Here is a 20,978-nt window from a genome sequence, read left to right on the forward strand (position 1 = left end):
CCCCTCGTCACCACTCGGCCTGGTGACGATCTTGCCCGCGCCGGGCGCACCGGTCAAAACCGGCGGTCACTTCCGCACGCGGGCGAGGATCCGGTCGAGCGCGCGCCGCACCGCGTCCGGCAGGCCGTCGCCGCGCAGGTCGTCGCGGAACTGCTCGTTCAGGCCGCCCGGCGTGGTGTGCCTGCCGGCCATCACGGTCAGGGAGTCCGGCCGTTCCAGCAGCGAACGGCCCAGCTCGCCGAAGACGTGCGTCACGAAGGCGTTCGCCGCGTCGTGGTCGACGCCCTGCTCCGCCATCCAGTCCACGACGGTCGCCAGGTAGTCCAGGTGCGCGGCGAACGTCGCGGTCGCGCCGAGGAACGTCTCCAGCGCCGCCTCGTCGCCGGGCACCAGCACACTGCCCACGCGCGTGAACAGCTCGCGCGCCGCCGCGTTCTCCGGGTACACCACGGTCAGGCTGCGGCGCCGCGTGGCCTGGGGGAGCGGAATGGACCGGACCACCTCGCCGGCCGGCGCCGACCACGCGCGCAGCCGCTCCACCGGCACCCCGGACGTCGCGCTGACCAGCACGTGCTCCGGCCGGAACGCCAGCTCCACCAGCACTTCCCGGGCGACCGGGGCGGGCACCCCGAGCACCACCACCGGCGCGTGGTCCAGCACCTCCTGGTTGCTCGCGCACACCCGCACGTTCGGGAACCGCTCAGCGAGCGCGGCCGACACGGCGCGCCCGCGCGGTGACAGGAACACCTCCGGCGGATCGTCGCCCGTGCTCAGGCCCTCCACGATCGCGGCGGTGATCTCGCCCGCGCCCACGAACCCGTATCGCATCGTCACACCGCCCGCAGATCCTCTTCGACGGCCGCCAGTTCGGCGGGCGTGCCCTGCACCTTCGGGCCGGTGAACCACTTGCGCGCCGAGGCGAACCACCACACCGCCGCGCCGCCGAGCACGACGAGGAACGCGATCGGCGTGTAGTTGAACGTGCCGACCGTGACCGGGTACGCCTGCGGCAGCATGAACAACACGAAGATGACCGCGACCCACGCGGTCGCGACGACGCCGACCGGGCGGCCCCACCGCCCCAGGTGCCACGGTCCGCGCTCGAACTCCGCGCCCTTGCGCACCCGCAGGAACACCGGGATGACGTAGGCGACGTACAGCCCGACGGTGGCGATCGAGGTCACCGCGGCGTAGGCGGTGGCGCTCCACAGGTAGGGCAGCGCGAGGACCAGCGCGCCGGCCGCGGCCAGCCACACCGAGTTCGTCGGGGTGCGGGTGCGCTTGTTGATGCGGTGCCACACCCCCGAACCCGGGATCGCGCCGTCCCGGGCGAACGCGTAGATCATCCGCGAGTTGGCCGTCACCGACGCCATCCCGCAGAACAGCTGAGCGCCGATCGCGATCAGCAGCAGGAACTTGCCGGTGGTCGCGCCCGCGGCGTCGAGGAAGATCTGCGCGGGCGGCACCCCGGTCGGCGAGTTGACCGCGCCGTCGTAGTCCTGGATCGCGAACGTGAGGCCCAGCAACAGGATCCAGCCCGCGACGAGCGACACCAGGATCGAGTTGACGATCCCGCGCGGTCCGGCCGTCGCCGCGTTCTTCGTCTCCTCCGTCATGTGCGCCGAGGCGTCGTAGCCGGTGAGCGTGTACTGCGCGACCAGCAGCCCGAGCGCGAACACGTACGGCGCGAAACCCCAGCCGGTGTTGTTCACGAAGTGGCCGAACACGAACGACGCGGACTGGTGCTTCTCGGGCACGAACACCAGCACCCCGACGATCACCAGGACGCCGGCCAGGTGCCACCACACGCTGACGTTGTTCAGCACGGCCACCAGCCGCACGCCGAAGGTGTTCAGCAGCCCGTGCACCGCCAGGATGATCGCCAGCAGCAGGATCGTGTGCCCCGGCGTCGCGGCGAACCCGAACTGCAGGTCCAGGAACGCGTTGAGGAACAACGCGGCGCCGAAGTCGATGCCGGCGGTCACCGCGACCTGGCCGATGAGGTTGAACCACCCGGTGAACCACGACCAGGCCGCGGCCGAGCGCCGCGGCGCGAGCTTCGCCGCCCAGTAGTAGAGCCCGCCCGCGGTGGGGTAGCTGGAGCACACCTCCGCCATGCCGAGGCCGACGAGCACCACGAACACCCCGACCAGCGGCCAGCCCCAGATCATCGCGGCCGGCCCGCCGGTGTCCAGGCCGAACCCGTAGAGCGTGAGGCAGCCGGACAGGATCGAGATGATGGTGAAGGACACGGCGAAGTTGGAGAACCCCGACATCGTCCGCCTGAGTTCCTGGGCGTAGCCGAGCTGGTGCAGCCGGGTGCTGTCGGAGTCCACGGGCTCACCTCGGTGTTCAGTTGACGGGTGCGGAAACGGTAGTGCTCACCCGCGCGGAGCGTCAAGGTCCGTCCGGGTGTCCACAACGGACTCCGCTGCGCCGGTCGGCGGAACGTGGCGCAGCAGGCGGACGATCAGCGCGGCCACCACGGCGAGCGCGGCGGCGCTGATCGCGGCGACCAGGTGCAGCCCGCCGGTGAACGCCTCGCGCGCCGGGGCGAGCAGCGCCGCGGCCAGGTCCGGGGGCAGGTCGCGGGCGGCGGTGACCGCGTCGGCGAGGCTTTCCCGCGCGGCGTCGGCGGCCCCGGCGGGGACGGCCTCCGGCGGGGTGAAGCGGCTGGTGTAGACCGCGGCGCCGATGCTGCCGAGCGCGGCGAGCCCGAACGCGAACCCGAACTGGCCGCTGGTCTCGTTGAGGGCGGCGGCGGAGCCGGCCTTCTCGGCGGGCGCGGAGCCCATGATCAGGCCGGTGCTGAGGGTGACCAGCGGGCCGGAGCCGAGGAAGATCAGCGCGAACCCGGTCGCCACGGCGCCCGGCCCGGACGCGGCGCCGGTCCGGGTGAGCACGACCAGCCCGCACACCGAGATCACGAGCCCGCCGCTGATCAGGTACGCGGGCCGGAACCGGCGGGCGAGGACCGGCGACACGACGAACGACACGGTGTTGGCGGCGATCGCGGGCATCATCCACAGCGCCGCGCCGAGCGGGGAGAGTCCTTCGACCAGTTGCAGGTCCTGGGTGATGAACAGCATCAGCGCGCCGATCAGCAGCGTGCCGGACATCATCGCGCCCAGCGCCGTGCTGAACGACCGGTTCGCGAACAGCCGCAGGTCCAGCAGCGGGTTTTCCAGGCGGCGCTGCCTGCGGGCGAACAGGACGGCGAAGCAGATTCCGGCGGCCAGGCTCGCCAGCGGCAGCGGCCGCCAGCCGTCCTGCGCCAGTTCCTTGAGCCCGTGGATCGCCGGGATCACCGCGGCCAGCGACAACGCGACACTGACCAGGTCCGGCTTTCCGGCGTCCGGGTCGCGGTACTCGGGCAGCAGGACCGGGCCCGCGACGAGCAGCAGCGCCATCGCGGGCACGCCGAGCAGGAACACCGAGCCCCACCAGAAGTGCGTGAGCAGGGCGCCGCCCGCCACCGGGCCGATCACCGCCCCGGCCGAGAAGCACAGGCCCCACAGCCCGATCGCCAGCCCCATCTGCCGCGGGTCGCGGAAGAGGGTGCGGATCAGCGACATCGTGGACGGCGCGAGGGCAGCCCCGGCCACCCCGAGGACCGCGCGCGCCGCGATCAGCACCAAGGGGGTGGACGCGAAGGCGGCGGCGACCGAGGCGGCCCCGAACGCGGCCGCGCCGATGAGCAGCAGCTTCCGGCGGCCGATCCGGTCGCCGAGCGTGCCCATCGTGATGAGGAACCCGGCCATGAGGAAGCCGTAGACGTCGGTGATCCACAGCTGCTCGACGCTGCTCGCGCCGAGGTCGGCGGCCAGGTGCGGCAGGGCGAGCAGCAGGACGTAGACGTCGATGGAGACGAGCAGGGTGGGCAGGGCGAGCACGGCGAGCGCGAGCCACTCCCGCCGCCCGGCCCTCGCCGGGATCGCGTGGGTCATGCCAGGTCCTTCCGGTCCGCGGTGGTTTCCACGGACAGGTCGGAGCGGCCGCCGGGTTCTCGACATGCGGCGGGCGGCGGGGTCGGGGTTTGGTGTTGTGTCGCCCGGTCGGGTGGCGGTGGGGTGGTGGGCTGCCGGTGGTGCGGGTGCTGTGGTGTCGCGGGTGGTGCGTCCGGCGGGGCGGCCCGGGCTGCGGGTCGCGGCGCCCGGTGCCGGGTCCTCCGGATCCCGCGCGTGGGGCGGTGCCGGGTGTGGGCGGCCGCCGGGGCCCCTGCTCCCCGGCGGCCGCCGCGCTCAGGCCGCGGCCACCTGCGCGAATCGCCGGGTGACGCGGGCGTCCGTGGACACCACGGGCGACTCCGTGCGCACCCAGCCGTCGCCGCCGAAGTAGCGCCGCACGATCTGCTCCGCCGTGCGGGTTGCCACGGCCTGGCTGGTCAGCGTCGGGTTGGGGCCGCCCAGCGCGTTGGCCAGCGCGGAGTTGTCGGCGACGAACAGGCGCCGCACCCAGCGGGCCTCGGCCGCGTCGTCCAGCACCGAGTCGCGTTCGGACAGTCCCATCCGCATCGACGAGTGGACGTGCAGGATCAGCGGCGGCCAGTCGATCCGGAACACCTTCCGCGCCCCGGCCGCGCGGACCACCTCGACCGCCTTGCGCGCCAGGAACTCCCGGTTCGCCACCGTGCGCGCCGAGCGCGCCCGCTGCCGCACCTCGACCTTCGCCACCGGCCCGTGCTCGTCCGCGGGCAGCGCCGACAACGTCGCCCGGTTGTGCGGCTCGACGTCGTCGTCGGTCATCACCAGGATGTTGAACAACCGGTCCGCGCCGTGGGTCAGCACCTCCTTGAGCTCCTCGCCCATCAGCCGCCCGGTGGGGCCGTCCCACGGGCCGGTGAAACCGCGCCCGTTGCCGTACTGCCCGCGGATCCCGCTGTCGGAGAAGGTGAGCGCGAACTGCTGGATCGCCGGCGGCAGCCCGACGTTCATGATGCCGCCGCGGCCGGGGAAGTCCGCCCGCGCCGCCGACGCCGCGCCCTTGGTCGACCCGGTGTAGTCGTCGAACAGGCCGATCACCCAGTCGAAGTAGTGGTCGGTGTAGCCGCGGCCGACCCAGTCGTTGGGGTTGGGCAGCCCGCTGTTGAACCACAGCCGCGGGTTCTCGGTGCAGCCAGCGGACAGCACCACCACCCGGGCGTCCTCGGTGTGCTCCTCGCCCGTGGTGACCGAGCGCCACGACACGCCGGTCGCGACCGTCTCGCCGCCGCGCCGCTCGGACCGGATGCGCGTGACGAACGCGTCGGTGACCAGCGAGACCGGCTTGCCGTGCGGCGACCACGCGTCGGCGGTCAGCGCCATCGGTATGTAGGAGTTGTCCGCGCTCCGCTTGGCCGCCATGGTGCGCGGCGCGCCCGCCGGGTGCTTGCAGCCCTGGAAGCAGTAGCCGCAGAAGGTGCAGCCGGTGGCCAGCGGCCACTGCACGCGCGGGTCGTCGTGCCCGCTGAACCGGCCCGCGGTGCCGCCGGGCGGCAGGATCGCGTTCTCCTGCGGCCGGTAGGAGTCGCCGGTCGTGGTCTTCGTGGTCTGCAGCGCCATGCCGAGCTTCTCGCAGCCGCGGAAGAACACCGACTCCTTGGTGCCCATCGCCGCGGTGTGCACCGGCAGGGTGGCCTCGACCCATTCGTAGTAGGGCACCAGGTCGGCGTAGGTGAACGGGAACAGGTGCGCGGTGTCGTAGGCGGCCGCGTCGCTCCCGTCGTACCCGGCGAACACGCCGGGGTAGGCGCGCGGCGAGTTGCCGAAGTAGTGCTGCGTGGTGCCGCCGACCCCGGCCAGCTGCCACAGCAGCGAGTTCTGCGGGGTCTCGCGGAACCACGCCGGCCGGGTGCGGTCCGCCGGCCCGAACCGCATGAAGCCGGTGAGCGGGTTGTTCGCGTCGTTCTCGTAGTGGGTCCAGTCGGTCTCCGGGTCGGCGTACCCGCCCGCTTCGAGGACGAGCACGTCCAGGCCGCGGCCGGCCAGTTCCTTGGCGACCACCGAGCCGCCCGCTCCGGCGCCGATGACGATGACGTCACGCATCAGACGTTCTCCACCTTCGTGCGGCCCTGGTAGTACCCGAGGAAGTCGTCCCAGCCGTGCACCACGCCGTGCGGCTGGTAGCCGGACAGCTGCCAGCCGACCGGGCGGGCGCTGATCGTCTTCGTGGCCCGGTCGAACACCGCCCACTCGCAGCTGCTGCCGTAGGCGGCGAACTCCAGCACCGCGCCGGCCACGAACCGCAGGACCCCGGACACCGAGGCGCGGAGCGGCTCGGGCAGGTTCGCGTCCAGCAGCGCGACGAGGCCGGCGTGCGGGCCTTCGAGCTGTTCGAAGACGCGGCACTTGTCGGCGTAGGACAGCCGCGCGAACGGGGAGAGGAACGCGCCGCCGAGCGCGAGCGGGTTCACCTCGGTGGCGACCAGGTTGAGCAGCATCGCGATCACCGTGGACAGCGGCAGGGTGTCGTCGTTCTCCAGCAGCGTGCGCAGGGCCGCGTCCAGGGTCCGCACGCTGGTGAGCGGCAGGTCCAGCAGCGTGGACGGCAGTGGTGTGCCGGACAGCCCGGTGGCGAGGCTCTGGGTGAGCGGCGTGGCGAGCTGGTCCGGGAACGGCACGTACTCGTCGAGGGCCTTGATCAGGAAGTCGGTGGCCCTGGCCTCCAGCGCGCCCGGTTCGGTGCGTGGCGTGCCCTGGGCGCGGGAGTAGGCGTCCGGGCCGGGGCAGGTCATCACGACCAGGCCGTTGAGGGTGTCGCGCGCGAGTTCGGCGAGCACCGGGCGGAGGGCGGCGACCACGTCGGTCAGGCCCGCGGCGCGGACCGGTCGCGGTGCGGCCGTGGCCGTCCCGGGGAGCAGGCTCCCGGCGGCGACCGCGGCGCCCAGCACCCCGATCCTGGCCAGGAAGGCCCGGCGGCCGACGTCGTTGTCAGCGTGTGGCATCGATGTTCTCCTGTGGTGGGCGGCGCGTGTCCGGCGGCGGTGCCGGGATTGCGCCGGATGGCGCAATCCTCGGTGAACCGTTCACCGCAGCCCATGTCCCCGGCGACAACTCGCCACCGCGGGGTTTTGTGCCGGGGGACAAAGCCGGCGCATTTAAGCTGCCGGGGTGCCAACGGACAACTCGGGCATCGACGCCCTGGTCACCGCGCTGCTCGGCGAGCTCGACGACCTCGCCGACGCGGTTTCCGAACGCATCCGCCGCGAGGTCGTGCTCTACCAGGCCGGGGATCCGGTGCCCGCCGGGTCGCTGCGGCAGTCGGTGCGGGACAACGCCGAGCTGATCCTGCGGCAGTTCGTCAGCGAGCACGCGCCCGACCTGTCCGCGCCGTGGGCCACCGGACGCGAGCGCGCCCAGCAGGGTGCCCCGTTGCCGGAGGTGGTGCGGGCCTACCGCGTCGGGTTCGCGCACCTGTGGGACGCGCTGGTGGCCAAGGCGCGGGCGTCCGACGTGGACGACCGGGTTCTGGTCGACTTCGCGGCGACGGTGTGGCGGCTGGTCGGGACCTACACCGACGCGATGGCCGACGCCTACCGGGACACCGCGTCGCAGATCATGCTGGAACGCGAGCACGAGCGGTCCATGCTGGTGGAGGCGCTGTTCACCGGTGTGCTCGGCAGCCAGGACACCCTGTGGGAGGCCGCGCAGACGCTGGGACTGCCGGTCGAGGGCTGCTTCGTGGTCGTGGCCGCCGAGAACCCGGAGCTGGGAAAACGCTCTCTGGTCGGCATCGAGCCGCGGCTGCGGGCGGGCGGGATCCGTTCGGCGTGGCGGCTCTCGCCCGAAGAGCACATCGGCGTGCTGGCGCTGCCTTACCCCTCGCTGGGGGAGCGGCTGCCGGACCTGCTGCGCGGCCGGGCCACCGCGCGGATCGGGCTCAGCCCCGCCTACCCGCACCTGCGGGAAACCCCGCGGGCGCTGCGGCTCGCGCGGCTGGCGCTGGGCACCCTGCCGCCCGGGCGGGCCGACGTCGCGCCCTGGGACGACGCGCCGGTGGCCGTGCTGATCGCCGCCGCGCCCGGGGAGGCCGAGCGGGTCGCGAGCACGGTGTTCGGCCCGCTGCTGGACCTGCCGCCCGCCGACCGGAAGGTGCTGGTCGACACCCTCGACGCGTGGTTCGCCTGCGCCGGGTCCGCCGCGGAGGCGGGCAAGCGGCTCTACTGCCACGCCAACACCGTGCGCTACCGGTTGCGGCGGGTCGAGGAGCTGACCGGCCGCGGGCTGGGCGATCCGAAGGCGGTCGCCGAACTGGCGACGGCGCTGCAGGTCGTGCGGCTGCTGCCGGTGCGCGGCTGACGCTACGGTCGGGTGATGACCGATGACGCAGGCTCGCGTCCCGCGGCGTGGCGGGACGGGTGGACCGAGGGGCCGGACCCGCTGTTCGGCGAGCCCGGGCAGCACGCCGGGGACTACCGGACCCTGACCTACGAGGTGACCGGGCGGATCGCCCGGATCACGTTCGACCGGCCGGAGCGGGGCAACGCGATCACCGCCGACACCCCGTTCGAACTGGCCGCCGCGGTGGAACGCGCCGACCTCGACCCGCGCGTGCACGTGATCCTGGTTTCCGGGCGGGGCAAGGGTTTCTGCGGCGGCTACGACCTGTCGATCTTCGCCGAGCAGGGTGCGGCGCCGGAAGGCCAGGACCGCGCCGGGACCGTGCTGGACGCGGCGGCGCAGGCACGCAACCACGACCCGTCCCGGCAGTGGGACCCGATGGCCGACTACGCGCTGATGAGCCGGTTCAACCGCGGCTACGCCAGCCTGCTGCACGCGAACAAGCCGACGGTGGCGAAGCTGCACGGGTTCTGCGTGGCGGGCGGCACGGACATCGCGCTGCACTGCGACCTGATCGTGACCGCCGACGACACACGGATCGGCTACCCGCCCACCCGCGTGTGGGGCGTGCCCGCGACCGGCCTGTGGGCCCACCGGCTCGGCGACCAGCGCGCGAAGCGGCTGCTCTTCACCGGCGACCTGATCACCGGGCGGCAGGCCGCCGAGTGGGGGCTGGCCGTGGAGTCCGCGCCGGCGGACCGGCTGGACGAGGTGACCGAGGCGCTGGTGGCCAGGATCGCGCTGCTGCCGGTGAACCAGCTGATGATGGTGAAGCTGGCGTTGAACAGCGCGCTGACCACCCAGGGCATCCACAACTCGGCGATGATCAGCACCGTGTTCGATGGGATCTCCCGGCACACCCGGGAGGGTTACGCCTTCCAGGAGCGGGCGCGGACGGAGGGTTTCCGCGCGGCGGTGCGGGAGCGGGACGAGCCGTTCGGAGATCAGAAGCGGGGGTGATCGGCGTTGCGTGCCGTCGCCGCGGGCCGGGTGCGGGGGTCCGGAGCGCCGGTGATCGGGCTGGGTTGCGCGCCGGTCTTTCACGGCGAGCCAGGCGACGGCGACGGTGTCGCCCTCCGGGAGGCCCACCGCGACGTCGCCCGGACGCGGCTCGCCCGCGACCCACAACCGCCGCCGCCGCAGGAGTTCGGCCGCGACGTCCGGCGGGCAGTGCTCGATGTGGAAGCGGCCGCGCAGCCCGCCCGGGAACACCACCCACCCGGACACCGGCCCGCCGTCGACCTCGGTGGCCATCGTCGCGGCGGTGATCGAGGTCCACGGCCCGGCCGCGAGCAGCCGCACCACGTGCGCGACGCGGGCCCGCCAGAGCGCGGTGGCCGCGACGGCGAGCAGGACCGGCACCGGCAGCACCCACGGCAGGGCCCCGCCGATCAGGACGGCCGCGGCGCCTTCGAGCGCAACCCCCGCGGCGGCGACGGCCGCGAACGCGACCGTGCGCAGGCGCAGACGCCGCTTCAGCGAGGACCGGGGCAATGAGCACAGGGTGAGGGTCGCGCGGGCGAACTCGTCACCACCGGGAAGTCCGGCCAGGACCTTCCCCGGGGCGGCCGAGGTGACGTGGAGTGGCAGCGCGCTCGATCTCCCTGATAAGCGGTTCGCGGATCGGCGAGCAGCCGGAGCGTGCGCACGGCCCGTCCCCACCGCACCACGAGGACCACCACCAAGCCCACCGCGAGAGCGGCCCCGAACGCGGCGTACAGCACGTCCGTCCCGTGTGGCGGGTGGTCGGTCAGTCCGATGAGGACGGCGACCACACCGAGCAACGCGAACGGAAGGGGTTTCGCCGCCACGCTGATGCGGTGTTCGGTGGGTGCCGGCCTGAGACATGGGTGAGTGGAAGTCGCGCTCGTGGGTGCGGGCGAGCCGCAACCGGCTGACCGTCGCCGGTCAGACCTCGGCCGACTCCGCCTTTCGCGACTTGGTCTTCGCCGGCCGGGTGCGCGGCCCGAAGATCGCCAGCACGACCGCGCCCACCATCCACGTCCCCGCGATGAACAGGAACACCGCCTGGTACCCGCTGCCGTTGTACAGCGACGACACGATCAGCGGCCCCGCCGCGTTCGACAGCCGTCCCAGGCCGTACGACACGCCCGTGCCCAGGGAGCGGCCGCGGGTGTCGAACAGCTCCGGCGAGTACGCGTACCCGAGTGCGGTGTAGCCGCGCTCGAACAGGTTCACCAGGAACCCGAACACGACGATCAGCAGCGGGTTGAACGTCAGCCCGTAGCACAGCCCGCACAGCGCGATGACCGTGCCGAACACCACCAGGCACCACTTGCGCTCGAACCGGTCGGTGACCAGGGCGGCCAGGTACGACCCGAGCGGCGCGCCGACCGTCGTGAGCGCCACGTAGAACACCGACTTCTCGACGCTGAAGCCCTCCTTGGCCAGCAGCGTCGGCGCCCAGCTCGAATACCCGAAGAACCCGATCGTCTGGGTCACCCACAGGACGGTCAGCAGCAGCGTCGGCATCAGGTACTTCTTGCGCAGCAGCAACCGCAGCGGCGCCTTGGCCACCGGGGCCTCCTCGACCGGCGGCGCCGGCTCCGGCAGCGGGCCCTTCTCCGCGGCGACCTGCGCCTCGATCTCCCGCAGCACCGCGTCGGCCTTCGCGTGGTCGCCGCGGCTTTCGTACCAGCGCGGCGATTCCTTGAGGTGCCGCGTGAACAGCACCAGCAGCACCCCGAGCGCGCCCCACAGGTACACCAGCCGCCAGGACCAGTCGTTGATCGGCACCACGGCGCTCGCGATCAGGTTGGTCACCGGCGTGCCGCAGATGCCGATCACGATCGCGTAGGCCTGGTACTTGCCGCGGTTCGCCGCGGGGTACAGCTCGTTGACGTAGATGACCGCGACGACCGTCATCGCCGACAGCCCCGCCGAGGTCAGGACGCGGAACACGCCCAGCGACACGATGTCCCAGGAGAACACGGCCGCGAACGAGAACACGCCGAACCACACGGTGGTCAGCAGCAGCGCGTTCTTGCGGCCCCACCGGTCGGCGATCGTGCTCGCCACGATCGACCCGAAGAACATGCCCACGAACGACAGCGAGGTCACGTACGCGACCTGGTCGACGGTCACGCCCCACAGCTTGATCAGCTTGGGCGCGGTGGTCGCGAAGCTGTTGATGTCGGCGAACTCGAAGAAGTAGGCGAACGCGACCGCGAACAGGGTCATCTTGTGGAACCGGCCGATCGGCAGCCGGTTCAACCGGTTCAGCGCGTTGGCGTGCTGCATTGCATGCCTTTCCGGGGGAAGGGGGAGGCTCAGGCGGTTTCGCCGGGCCAGTACAGGCGCATCGGGTTGTCGACGAGCAGTTTCCGTTGCAGCGCGGGAGTTTCGGCGATCCGCGGGACGTAGTCGACGAGCAGGCCGTCGTCGGGCATGTGATCGGTGAGGTTGGGGTGCGGCCAGTCCGTGCCCCACAGCACGCGGTCCTCGAACTCGGTCACCACGCGGCGGGCGAAGGGCACCACGTCGGCGTAGGCGTGCCGTTCGCCGTGCAGCGCCGGGGGACCGGACACGCTCAGGCGCTCCGGACAGCTCACCTTCACCCACACGTCGTTGCGCTCGATGAACCGCAGGAACCGGCCGAACTCCGGGCCGTCCACGGGTTTCCGCACGTCGGGCCGTCCCATGTGGTCGACCACGAGCGGCGCGGGCAGCGACCCGAAGAAGTCCGCCAGCTCGGGCAGGTCGGCGGCCTCGAAGTAGAGCACCACGTGCCAGCCCAGCGGCGCGATCTTCCTGGCGATCGTGCTCAGCGCCTCGTGCGGCGCGGCGTCCACGAGCCGTCGCACGAAGTTGAACCGCACGCCCCGCACGCCCGCCGCGTCCAGTTCGCGCAGCTCGGCCTCACTGACCTCCGGCCGGACGGTCGCGACCCCGCGCGCCCGCCCGCCCGAGGCACGCACGGCGTCGACCATCGCGGAGTTGTCCGCGCCGTGGCAGGTGGCCTGCACGATGACGTTGCGGCTGACGCCGAGGTGGTCGCGCAGCGCGAACAGCTGCTCCTTGCTCGCGTCGCAGGGCGTGTACTTGCGCTCCGGCGCGAACGGGAACTCCGCCTGCGGGCCGAACACGTGGCAGTGCGCGTCCACGGTGCCCGGCGGCAGCCGGAAGCGCGGGGTGGACGGGTCGGCGTGCCAGTCGAGCCAGCCCGGGGTCTTCGGCGCGGTCACCGGCCCTGGCCCTTCAGCAGCGCGTCCAGCCGGGGGTAGACCCGGCGGGCGTTGTGCTCCCGGATCGCCGCCCAGTCCTCTTCGGACAGGTTCGCGGCTTCGGCGTAGCGTCGGGTGTCGTCGAAGTGGTGGCCGGTGCGCGGGTCGACGCTGCGCACCGCGCCGATCATCTCCGAGGCGAACAGGATGTTGCGGGCCGGGACGACCTCGAAGAGCAGGTCCGACCCCGGCTGGTGGTAGACGCAGGTGTCGAAGAAGACGTTGTTCAGCACGTGCTCCTCCAGCTCCGGCTTGCCCAGCGCCATCGCCAGGCCGCGGAACCGGCCCCAGTGGTAGGGCACCGCGCCGCCGCCGTGCGGGATGATCAGCCGCAGGTCCGGGAAGTCGCGGAACAGGTCGCCCTGCACGAGCTGCATGAACGCGGTGGTGTCGGCGTTGAGGTAGTGCGCGCCGGTGGTGTGGAAGGCGGGGTTCACGCTCGTGCTCACGTGCACCATGGCCGGGATGTCGTACTCGGCCATCTTCTCGTAGACCGGGTACCAGGAGCGGTCGGTCAGCGGCGGGGCGGTCCAGTGGCCGCCGCTCGGGTCGGGGTTGAGGTTCAGCGCGACGGCGCCGTACTCCTCGACGCAGCGGGTGAGCTCCGGGATGCAGGTCGCCGGGTCGACGCCCGGGGACTGGGGGAGCATCGCGGCCGGCACGAACCGCTCCGGGTAGAGGGTGCTGACGCGGTAGCACAGCTCGTTGCAGATCGCGGCCCACTCGGCGGAGGTCTCGAACCCGCCGATGTGGTGGGCCATGAACGACGCGCGCGGGGAGAAGATCGTGACGTCGATGCCGCGCTCGTCCATCAGCCGCAGCTGGTTGGGCTCGATCGTCTCCCGCAGCTCGTCGTCGCTGATCCGCAGGCCGGTGCGGGCCGGCGCGGGGCCGGAGCCGTTCAGCGCGGCGATCTGCTGGTCGCGCCATGCCGCGAGGGCGGGCGGGGCGGTCGTGTAGTGGCCGTGGCAGTCGATGATCAAGGTCGTTCCTCGCACGTCGTCGTTCGCTGCCCAGTACCCTAACCGTCGACGAAATTGTTCACAATCTCTTCGTCAAAATTGGTGCGACGGGCTTGTCTCTTGCGGAGTGAGCCGAGCCTGGGCTACAGTGCGCTTGATCTCCCGGATGCCGGCCCAGCCGCCCGCGGGATCGTCCTTCCTCTCTCTGCGACCCCCTCTCCCGGCGAACCGCGAGTCCGGGTCGTCCCGTTTTCGGCGCTGTCCGCGTCGTCTTCCCTTTTGGAGCACCACCATGCCCAGTCATGGCATTCTCGACATCCACGGCAAGACCGCCACCCTCGGCGGCACCACTGTCCCCTTCGGACTCGTTCGCGCGCACGGCCTCCGGCGCGGTGACGAGATCCTGCTGGAGGGCCAGGAACTGATTTCGGTCAACGGCGCCGATCCCGGCGTCCGGCGTCCGGAGTTCGACCGGCTCACCCCGGTCCACCCGGACGAGCGGCTGGTGCTGGAAACCGGCCGCCACCAGCTCACCACCCGCGTGCTCGACCTAGCCGCGCCGATCGGCAAGGGACAGCGCGCGCTCGTCGTCGCGCCGCCGCGCACCGGGAAAACCTCTGTCCTGCAAGCGATCGCGCACGCCGTCGCCACCAACCACCCGGACGTGCACCTGATGGTGCTGCTGGCCGACGAGCGGCCGGAGGAGGTCACGGACATCAGCCGCTCCGTGCGCGGCGAGGTGATCGCGTCCACCTTCGACCGCGCGCCGGCCGAGCACACCGCCGTCGCCGAACTGGCTCTGGAACGCGCGAAACGCCTGGTGGAGACCGGGCGCGACGTCGTGCTGCTGCTCGACTCGCTGACCCGCCTCGGCCGGGCGTACAACCTGGCCGGACGGGCCTCTGGGCGCATCCTGTCCGGCGGTGTCGACGCGGGCGCGCTGAACCCGATGAAGAAGATCCTCGGCGCCGCCCGCAACGTCGAGGACGGCGGCTCGCTCACGATCATCGCCACGGCGCTGGTCGGCACCGGTTCCCTTGCGGACACGGTGTTCTTCGAAGAACTCAAGAGCACCGGCAACGCCGAGCTCCGGCTCGACCGCGCCCTCGCCGACCACCGCGTGTACCCGGCGATCGACCTGTTCGCGTCCGGCACCCGTCGCGACGAGCTCCTGCTGTCGCCCGCGGAACTGACGGTGATGACGGAGGTCCGGCGCGCGCTGGCCGGCCAGGATCCGCGGCGCGCCACCGAACAGTTCCTGGAGCAGCTCCGCACGACGCGGTCGAACGCGGAGTTCGTCGCGCGGGTGTCGGCGACCCTGCGCGCGCCCGCGGCGGCCTGAGCGCGCCGGAAATGGGAGGAACTCCGGCGGGCCCGCCCGCTACGCTCCCGGCCGTGAGCGCACTGTTCTGTGATTTCCCGCTGGCCGAGCGCATCGAACGCGCCGAAGCGCGGCGGATGGCCGAAGCCACCGAGAAAGCGCGGAAGCGGCCCGGTTCGGCCGCGTTCGTGCTGTCCGTCGCCGGGGGAGTGGCGACCTTCGCCGAGGCCGGGTCGCCGTTGAACAAGGTCGCCGGCCTCGGGTTCGGCGGCGTGCCGGACGCGGAGACCCTGGCGGGCGTCGAAAAGGCCTTCGCCGCGGTGGGGAGCCCGGTGCAGGTCGAGCTCGCGCACCTCGTCGATCCCGGGATCGGGGCGGCGCTCACCGCACGCGGGTACCGGCTGGAGTCCTTCGAGAACGTGCTGGGCCGCGACCTCCGCGGCGCCGCGGACCGGGTCCTGCCGGAGGGTGTGGAGATCCGGCCGAGCGGCGACGACGACTTCGCCGCCTGGCTCGATGTCGCGGCGGCCGGCTTCGGCCACCCGGACGACCAGGATCCGCCGTCGGACCACCAGTTTCCGCGCGAGGTCCTCACGCGGGCGATGCGCGACCTGTCCGAGGGGAACGTGCGTCGGTACGTGGCGCTGTGCGACGGGGTCGTCGCCGGTGTCGCCAGCATGTGCGTGGTGGACGGCCTGGCCCAGTTCACCGGGGCCGCGACCCGGCCCGGCTACCGGCGGCGGGGCGTGCAGACCGCGCTGTTGTCCGCCCGGCTCGCCGACGCGGCCGGGGCGGGCTGCGACCTCGCCGTCGTGACCACTCAGCCGGCGTCCCGGTCGCAGCACAACGCCCAGCGGCAGGGGTTCGAGCTGCTGTACACCCGCGCGGTGCTGGGTACAATCTTCACAAACTTGTGAAGTGTCTGAAGGAGAGCGATGCCCGGGGTGCGGTTCACCGAAGAGCAGTCCACCAACCTGGCCACCCTCTACGGGCGGGCCCTCGACGCGCGCTCGGCGAACCCGCTGCTCGGCGACACCGCCGCGGCGGAGGCGCTGGAGCGCATCGACTACGACTTCGGCAAGTTCGGGATGAACCGGAACCTCGCCCTGTCCGTGGCCGCCCGGGCGAAGGTGTTCGACGACCTGCTGCGCGACTTCCTGCGCTCGCACCCGCGCGCGACCGTGCTGCACCTGGGCGCGGGCATGGACAGCCGGGTGTTCCGGCTGGACCCGGGCCCGGAAGTGGCGTGGTTCGACATCGACTACCCGGACGTGATCGCGCTGCGCGAGCAGGTGTACCCGGGCGGCCGGCCGGGGTACCGGACGATCGGCTCGTCGGTCACCGACACGCGCTGGCTGGCGGAGGTGCCGGCGGACCGCCCCGCGGCGATCGTCGCGGAGGGGCTGACGATGTACCTCGACCCGGACGAGGGCAGGGCCATGTTCCGGGCGATCGTGAACCACCTGCCCACGGGCGAGGCGATCTTCGACGCGTTCAGCCCGCTCGGCATCCGGCTGCAGAAGCTGAACCCCGTGGTGCGGCGGTCGGGCGCCCGGCTGCGCTGGGGAATCGCCGACCCACGAGAGCTGGAGGCGACGGGCTTGGAGCTGGCGCAGGTGCTCTACGCGCCGGAAATGGCCGCGCCGATGCGGGACCGGGCTTCCCTGACGGTGCGGGCGCAGCTCGCCGTCCTCGAACGGATCCGCCTCTTCCGCGAGATGGGCAGGCTGCTGCGTTACCGCTTTTGAGCGGATGCCGCTTCGGCGGGCGCTGCCGGTGGCGGCGCCCAGGGCACCGGCTGCCCGTCGCCCGCCCATCCGCCGGGGCCGAGGACAGCCTGGTAGGAGCCGGTGTAACCGAGCCAGTGCAGGATGAGGAGGTTGAGGTAGTGCCGGGTGAGCAGCCAGGTGTCCCGGACGAGACCGTCGAGGTGGTACACCTCGTCCTGAGGCGCGTTCGGGTGAACGAGCCTGTTGCGGATGGTGCTGATCGCGCTCGGCCCGTCCAGTGGCGCGCCCGTTCTTCTCTCCGCTCTGGCGAAGGCGGCAATGGCGGGTTGGCGCCGCTCGTCGATACGCGTGTCAATTGACGCCGCCTCGAGCATCGTGCGGATGCGCCCGTGCGCGCGGAGGGCGCCGTACTGGTTTTTGCTCATTCCGCCGGTGAGTTTGAGGACGACCCAGGTCAGCAATTCGAGAGCGGAGAACGCGGTCATCGTGCGTTGTTCGACCCGGCCCGCACGATTGACCTCGACGGCCATCGACAACAGCAGTTTGAGGGTGTGACTGCGATCGGGATCGGCGAACGCATCGTAGGTGCGGGACAGAAAATCGCCGAGGTCGTGGCTGTCGGGGTAGTGCAGCCACGCCAGGCCGCCGTCGCGCCCGGGCTCGCAGAAGACGCTGGCCCAGTGCCGCCAAACCATCGCCCCGGCGGAGTCGAATCCGACCGGAGCGGCGGGCGCCACCCAGCGCCCGAAGGCGAAGGACATCCCGAAGTGCAGAGCGAGCTGCAAGGGTTCCAGTTCTTCAACGGTGAAGTCGGCACCGTCGGCCCTGCTGACCTGCATGACGTGGGTCATCGCGAAGTTGTGCTCGCTAGCCAGCGTTTCCCAAATCCTCGGGTGGTCGCTTCGCCTGTCGAGGGTGAGCTGCCACGGACCCAGTTCGAGACGCGATCGGCCGGTCCATGTCGATCTGCCATCACGGCCGCGTCGCCGCAGCAAACCCGGGCTGTGGACCGGTAGGAGGTTCATCCAGTGGTAGAGCACCCGGCGCAGGGCCGTCTCGTCACTGCCGATGGACTGGGCGTGCAACGTTCCCTCGGTCAGGGTTCGCCGTAACCCGGCCACTTCGTGACGGTCAGGCCCTTGCCGGATTTGCAGGTGGACGTCGGTTTCCCTCAGCGCGTTCCATGCCCAGCGGTCGGAGGGGATCTCGTCGAGTCGCCAGACGACGGCGAGGCGGGATCCGCACGTCAGCAGGATACGGCCGCGCCACTGCTGATCATCTGCTTCGACCAAGGGACCGGCGTAGAGCTGGATGTCCGCACCCGGCTCGTTGTACGGGTAGACGGGAACCAGTGGTTCCTCACCCTGGTCGTCCGTCGGGACTGTGGGCATGGTCCATCGAACCACGGCCCGATCCGCGCGAACCGGACACCGGCCGACCCCCTCCCGCACGAAGGTGGACCCTAACTTGATTTGTTCCAGACAAGTGCTCTAGGGTCTGCCGCGTGACGTCGGAGGACTTCGAGGCGCAGCTGCGGGCTGTCTCGTTGCGTGTGACCCGGCCCCGCCTGGCGGTGCTGTCCGCGCTGCGCGACCACCCGCACGTCGACACCGAGAAGGTGATCGAGCTGGTGCGCGCCGACCTCCCGACCGTCTCGCACCAGGCCGTCTACGACGTCCTGCGCGCACTCACCGACGCCGGCCTGATCCGGCGCATCCAGCCGGCCGGCGCGAACGCCCGCTACGAGTCCCGGGTGGGCGACAACCACCACCACGTCGTCTGCCGCTCCTGCGGTGCGATCGCCGACGTCGACTGCACCGTCGGCCACGCCCCCTGTCTCACCGCCTCGGACGACCACGGCTTCGTGATCGACCAGGCGGAGGTCGTCTTTTGGGGCGTGTGCCCCGACTGCTCGGCCGCCGCAGTTCCCAACGAAACCGCCAGCTCGGAAGGCAAGTAGATGAGCGACACCCAGGACAACACCCCCTCGAGCGCGCAGGGGGTGGACAAGAAGGCGGCGGCCGGGTGCCCGGTCGCGCACGACTCGGTGACCTCGCACGGCAGCGAGAGCGAGAACCCGGCCATCGACTCGCCGACCCCGAAGTCGAGCGGGCGTCCGCGGACCAACCGCGACTGGTGGCCCAACCAGCTCGACCTGTCGGTGCTGCACGCCCACGACTCCAAGAGCAACCCGCTGGGCAAGGACTTCAACTACGCCAAGGAGTTCGCCAAGCTCGACGTCGACGCCCTCAAGCGCGACATCGAGGAGGTGCTCACCACCTCGCAGGACTGGTGGCCCGCCGACTTCGGCCACTACGGCGGCCTGATGATCCGCATGAGCTGGCACTCCGCGGGCACCTACCGCATCCACGACGGCCGCGGCGGCGCCGGTGACGGCGCGCAGCGCTTCGCCCCGCTGAACAGCTGGCCGGACAACGCCAACCTGGACAAGGCGCGCCGCCTGCTGTGGCCGGTCAAGCAGAAGTACGGCCAGAAGATCTCCTGGGCCGACCTGCTCGTGCTCGCGGGCAACGTGGCGCTGGAGTCGATGGGCTTCAAGACCTTCGGCTTCGGCTTCGGCCGCGAGGACGTCTGGGAGACCGAGGAGGTCTACTGGGGCCCCGAGGACGACTGGCTGGGCGACGAGCGCTACGTCACCGACTCGGAGATGGTGCCCGAGCTCGGCGCCACCGAGATGGGCCTCATCTACGTCAACCCGGAGGGCCCGCGCGGCAGTGCCGACTACATGGCGGCGGCGCACTTCATCCGCGAGACCTTCGGCCGCATGGCGATGAACGACGAGGAGACCGTCGCCCTCATCGCCGGTGGCCACACCTTCGGCAAGACCCACGGCGCCGGTATCGCCGACGACCACGTCGGCCCGGAGCCGGAGGCCGCCCCGCTGGAGGCGCAGGGCCTCGGCTGGCTGAGCACCCACGGCAGCGGCAAGGGCCCGGACACGATCACCAGTGGTCTCGAGGTGACGTGGACCGACAAGCCGACCCAGTGGAGCAACCGCTTCTTCGAGATCCTGTTCGGCTACGAGTGGGAGCTCACCACGAGCCCCGGCGGCGCCAAGCAGTACGTGGCGAAGGACGCTCCGGAGATCATCCCGGACCCCTACTACCCGAACAAGAAGTACAAGCCGACCATGCTGACCACGGACCTGGCGCTGCGGTTCGACCCGGTCTACGGCAAGATCTCGCGCCGGTTCCTGGAGAACCCGGACGAGTTCGCGCTGGCGTTCGCCAAGGCCTGGTACAAGCTGCTGCACCGCGACATGGGCCCGATCAGCCGCTACCTCGGCCCGTGGGTCGCCGAGCCGCAGCTGTGGCAGGACCCGGTGCCCGCCGTCGACCACGAGCTCGTGGGCGAGTCCGACATCGCCGCGCTGAAGGCGAAGGTCCTGGAGTCCGGCCTGACCACCCAGCAGCTGGTCACCACCGCGTGGGCGTCGGCGGCGAGCTTCCGCTCCACCGACAAGCGCGGTGGCGCGAACGGCGCCCGCATCCGGCTCGAGCCGCAGCGCAACTGGGAGGTCAACCAGCCCGAGCAGCTCGCGCCGGTGCTGGAGAAGCTCGAGGCCATCCAGCGCGAGTTCAACGAGGCGGGCGGCGCGAAGATCTCGCTGGCCGACCTGATCGTGCTGGCCGGCTCGGCCGCCGTCGAGAAGGCCGCGCGTGACGCGGGCGTCGAGGTGACCGTGCCGTTCCACCCGGGCCGCACCGACGCCAGCCAGGAGCAGACCGACGTCGAGTCGTTCAAGGTGCTGGAGCCGCGCGCCGACGGGTTCCGCAACTACCTGCGGGCCGGGGAGAAGCTCCAGCCGGAGGTCCTGCTGGTCGACCGCGCCTACATCCTGGACCTGACCGCGCCGGAGATGACAGTCCTGGTCGGCGGCCTGCGCTCGCTGGGCGCCAACTACGGCGGCGCCAAGCACGGCGTGCTCACCGACCGGCCGGGCGTGCTCACCAACGACTTCTTCACCAACCTGCTCGCGCCGGGCACCCGGTGGAAGGCGTCGGAGTCGGAGGAGAACGTCTACGAGATCCGCGACGTGGCGACCGACGAGCTGAAGTGGACGGCCACCCCGGTCGACCTGATCTTCGGCTCCAACTCGCAGCTGCGGGCCCTCTCGGAGGTCTACGCCAGCGACGACGCGCGCGAGAAGTTCGTCAACGACTTCGTCGCGGCCTGGACGAAGGTCATGGAACTGGACCGGTTCGACCTGGCCTGATCCGGTCTCCGCAGCGGCGAGCCCGGCTGATCCTCCGGATCGGCCGGGCTCGTCCCGTTGTGCCGAGGTTCGCCGGACCGGGCTGGGCGAGGTCGCCCCCCGACGGCCGGCCCGTCGTCACCTCAAGCGCAGAAGTAGCGGACCGGCGCCCCGGCGCGTCAAGCTG

The 20,978-nt window shown here is 71.7% G+C and carries 17 protein-coding genes; 8 read left to right on the top strand and 9 right to left on the bottom strand.

The window, feature by feature from the left end; all coding sequences use genetic code 11:
- Positions 1 to 66: 66 nt before the first annotated feature.
- From AMY39116_RS0318600 to AMY39116_RS0318620, 5 genes are all read right to left on the bottom strand, one after another.
- Positions 67 to 828, bottom strand: a complete 762-nt coding sequence (locus AMY39116_RS0318600; protein WP_039791624.1) for an NAD(P)-binding domain-containing protein — start codon at positions 826 to 828, stop codon at positions 67 to 69.
- Between the two features lie 2 nt (positions 829 to 830).
- Positions 831 to 2,336: an amino acid permease gene (locus AMY39116_RS0318605; protein ID WP_020419145.1), complete on the bottom strand. Its 1,506-nt coding sequence runs from the start codon at positions 2,334 to 2,336 to the stop codon at positions 831 to 833.
- Positions 2,337 to 2,381: 45 nt separating this feature from the next.
- On the bottom strand, positions 2,382 to 3,947 hold the full coding sequence (locus tag AMY39116_RS0318610) for an MFS transporter (protein WP_020419146.1): 1,566 nt from the start codon (positions 3,945 to 3,947) through the stop codon (positions 2,382 to 2,384).
- Between the two features lie 294 nt (positions 3,948 to 4,241).
- Positions 4,242 to 6,023 (bottom strand): GMC family oxidoreductase N-terminal domain-containing protein, encoded by a 1,782-nt coding sequence (locus AMY39116_RS0318615; protein ID WP_020419147.1) that lies wholly within the window; start codon positions 6,021 to 6,023, stop codon positions 4,242 to 4,244.
- Positions 6,023 to 6,922: a hypothetical protein gene (locus AMY39116_RS0318620; RefSeq protein ID WP_020419148.1), complete on the bottom strand. Its 900-nt coding sequence runs from the start codon at positions 6,920 to 6,922 to the stop codon at positions 6,023 to 6,025. Before AMY39116_RS0318620 ends, AMY39116_RS0318615 begins: the two co-directional genes overlap by 1 nt.
- Positions 6,923 to 7,088: 166 nt before the next feature.
- Here AMY39116_RS0318620 and AMY39116_RS0318625 point away from each other — a divergent pair, with 166 nt between their 5' ends.
- The 3 genes from AMY39116_RS0318625 to AMY39116_RS0318635 are packed head-to-tail and all read left to right on the top strand — an operon-like array spanning position 7,089 to position 9,815.
- Positions 7,089 to 8,276, top strand: a complete 1,188-nt coding sequence (locus AMY39116_RS0318625) for a CdaR family transcriptional regulator (protein ID WP_020419149.1) — start codon at positions 7,089 to 7,091, stop codon at positions 8,274 to 8,276.
- Between the two features lie 15 nt (positions 8,277 to 8,291).
- On the top strand, positions 8,292 to 9,278 hold the full coding sequence (locus AMY39116_RS0318630) for a crotonase/enoyl-CoA hydratase family protein (RefSeq protein ID WP_020419150.1): 987 nt from the start codon (positions 8,292 to 8,294) through the stop codon (positions 9,276 to 9,278).
- 6 nt (positions 9,279 to 9,284) lie between these two features.
- Positions 9,285 to 9,815, top strand: coding sequence for a hypothetical protein (locus tag AMY39116_RS0318635; protein ID WP_157358602.1), 531 nt, complete (start codon positions 9,285 to 9,287; stop codon positions 9,813 to 9,815).
- A gap of 411 nt (positions 9,816 to 10,226) precedes the next feature.
- On the opposite strand, the gene AMY39116_RS0318640 is transcribed toward AMY39116_RS0318635, so the two are convergent.
- Genes AMY39116_RS0318640 through AMY39116_RS0318650 form a run of 3 tightly spaced genes read right to left on the bottom strand, consistent with a single transcriptional unit; the run spans position 10,227 to position 13,560 of the window.
- The gene (locus AMY39116_RS0318640; protein ID WP_020419151.1) at positions 10,227 to 11,579 is read right to left on the bottom strand and encodes an MFS transporter; all 1,353 of its coding nucleotides are present in this window, start codon (positions 11,577 to 11,579) and stop codon (positions 10,227 to 10,229) included.
- A gap of 29 nt (positions 11,580 to 11,608) precedes the next feature.
- Positions 11,609 to 12,523: an amidohydrolase family protein gene (locus AMY39116_RS0318645; RefSeq protein ID WP_020419152.1), complete on the bottom strand. Its 915-nt coding sequence runs from the start codon at positions 12,521 to 12,523 to the stop codon at positions 11,609 to 11,611.
- Entirely contained in the window at positions 12,520 to 13,560 is a 1,041-nt protein-coding gene (locus AMY39116_RS0318650) for an amidohydrolase family protein (RefSeq protein WP_235716169.1), read from the bottom strand. Before AMY39116_RS0318650 ends, AMY39116_RS0318645 begins: the two co-directional genes overlap by 4 nt.
- A 256-nt stretch (positions 13,561 to 13,816) precedes the next feature.
- Here AMY39116_RS0318650 and rho point away from each other — a divergent pair, with 256 nt between their 5' ends.
- Genes rho through AMY39116_RS0318665 form a run of 3 tightly spaced genes read left to right on the top strand, consistent with a single transcriptional unit; the run spans position 13,817 to position 16,593 of the window.
- Positions 13,817 to 14,866 (top strand): transcription termination factor Rho, encoded by a 1,050-nt coding sequence (gene rho, locus AMY39116_RS0318655; RefSeq protein ID WP_020419154.1) that lies wholly within the window; start codon positions 13,817 to 13,819, stop codon positions 14,864 to 14,866.
- Positions 14,867 to 14,919: 53 nt separating this feature from the next.
- Positions 14,920 to 15,762, top strand: a complete 843-nt coding sequence (locus AMY39116_RS0318660) for a GNAT family N-acetyltransferase (RefSeq protein ID WP_020419155.1) — start codon at positions 14,920 to 14,922, stop codon at positions 15,760 to 15,762.
- Positions 15,763 to 15,780: 18 nt separating this feature from the next.
- Positions 15,781 to 16,593 (top strand): class I SAM-dependent methyltransferase, encoded by an 813-nt coding sequence (locus AMY39116_RS0318665; RefSeq protein WP_020419156.1) that lies wholly within the window; start codon positions 15,781 to 15,783, stop codon positions 16,591 to 16,593.
- Here the strand turns inward: AMY39116_RS0318665 and AMY39116_RS0318670 are convergent.
- Positions 16,581 to 17,966: a hypothetical protein gene (locus AMY39116_RS0318670; protein WP_020419157.1), complete on the bottom strand. Its 1,386-nt coding sequence runs from the start codon at positions 17,964 to 17,966 to the stop codon at positions 16,581 to 16,583. The genes AMY39116_RS0318665 and AMY39116_RS0318670 overlap by 13 nt on opposite strands.
- Positions 17,967 to 18,079: 113 nt before the next feature.
- On the opposite strand from AMY39116_RS0318670, the gene AMY39116_RS0318675 reads away from it, so the two are divergent.
- Both AMY39116_RS0318675 and katG read left to right on the top strand, forming a co-directional pair.
- Positions 18,080 to 18,535, top strand: coding sequence for a Fur family transcriptional regulator (locus AMY39116_RS0318675; RefSeq protein WP_020419158.1), 456 nt, complete (start codon positions 18,080 to 18,082; stop codon positions 18,533 to 18,535).
- Positions 18,536 to 20,812: a catalase/peroxidase HPI gene (gene katG, locus AMY39116_RS0318680; RefSeq protein WP_020419159.1), complete on the top strand. Its 2,277-nt coding sequence runs from the start codon at positions 18,536 to 18,538 to the stop codon at positions 20,810 to 20,812.
- The last annotated feature ends 166 nt before the right edge of the window (positions 20,813 to 20,978 follow it).

This window comes from Amycolatopsis sp. ATCC 39116, assembly GCF_000231075.2.
GTDB classification, from domain to species: Bacteria; Actinomycetota; Actinomycetes; order Mycobacteriales; family Pseudonocardiaceae; genus Amycolatopsis_E; species Amycolatopsis_E tucumanensis.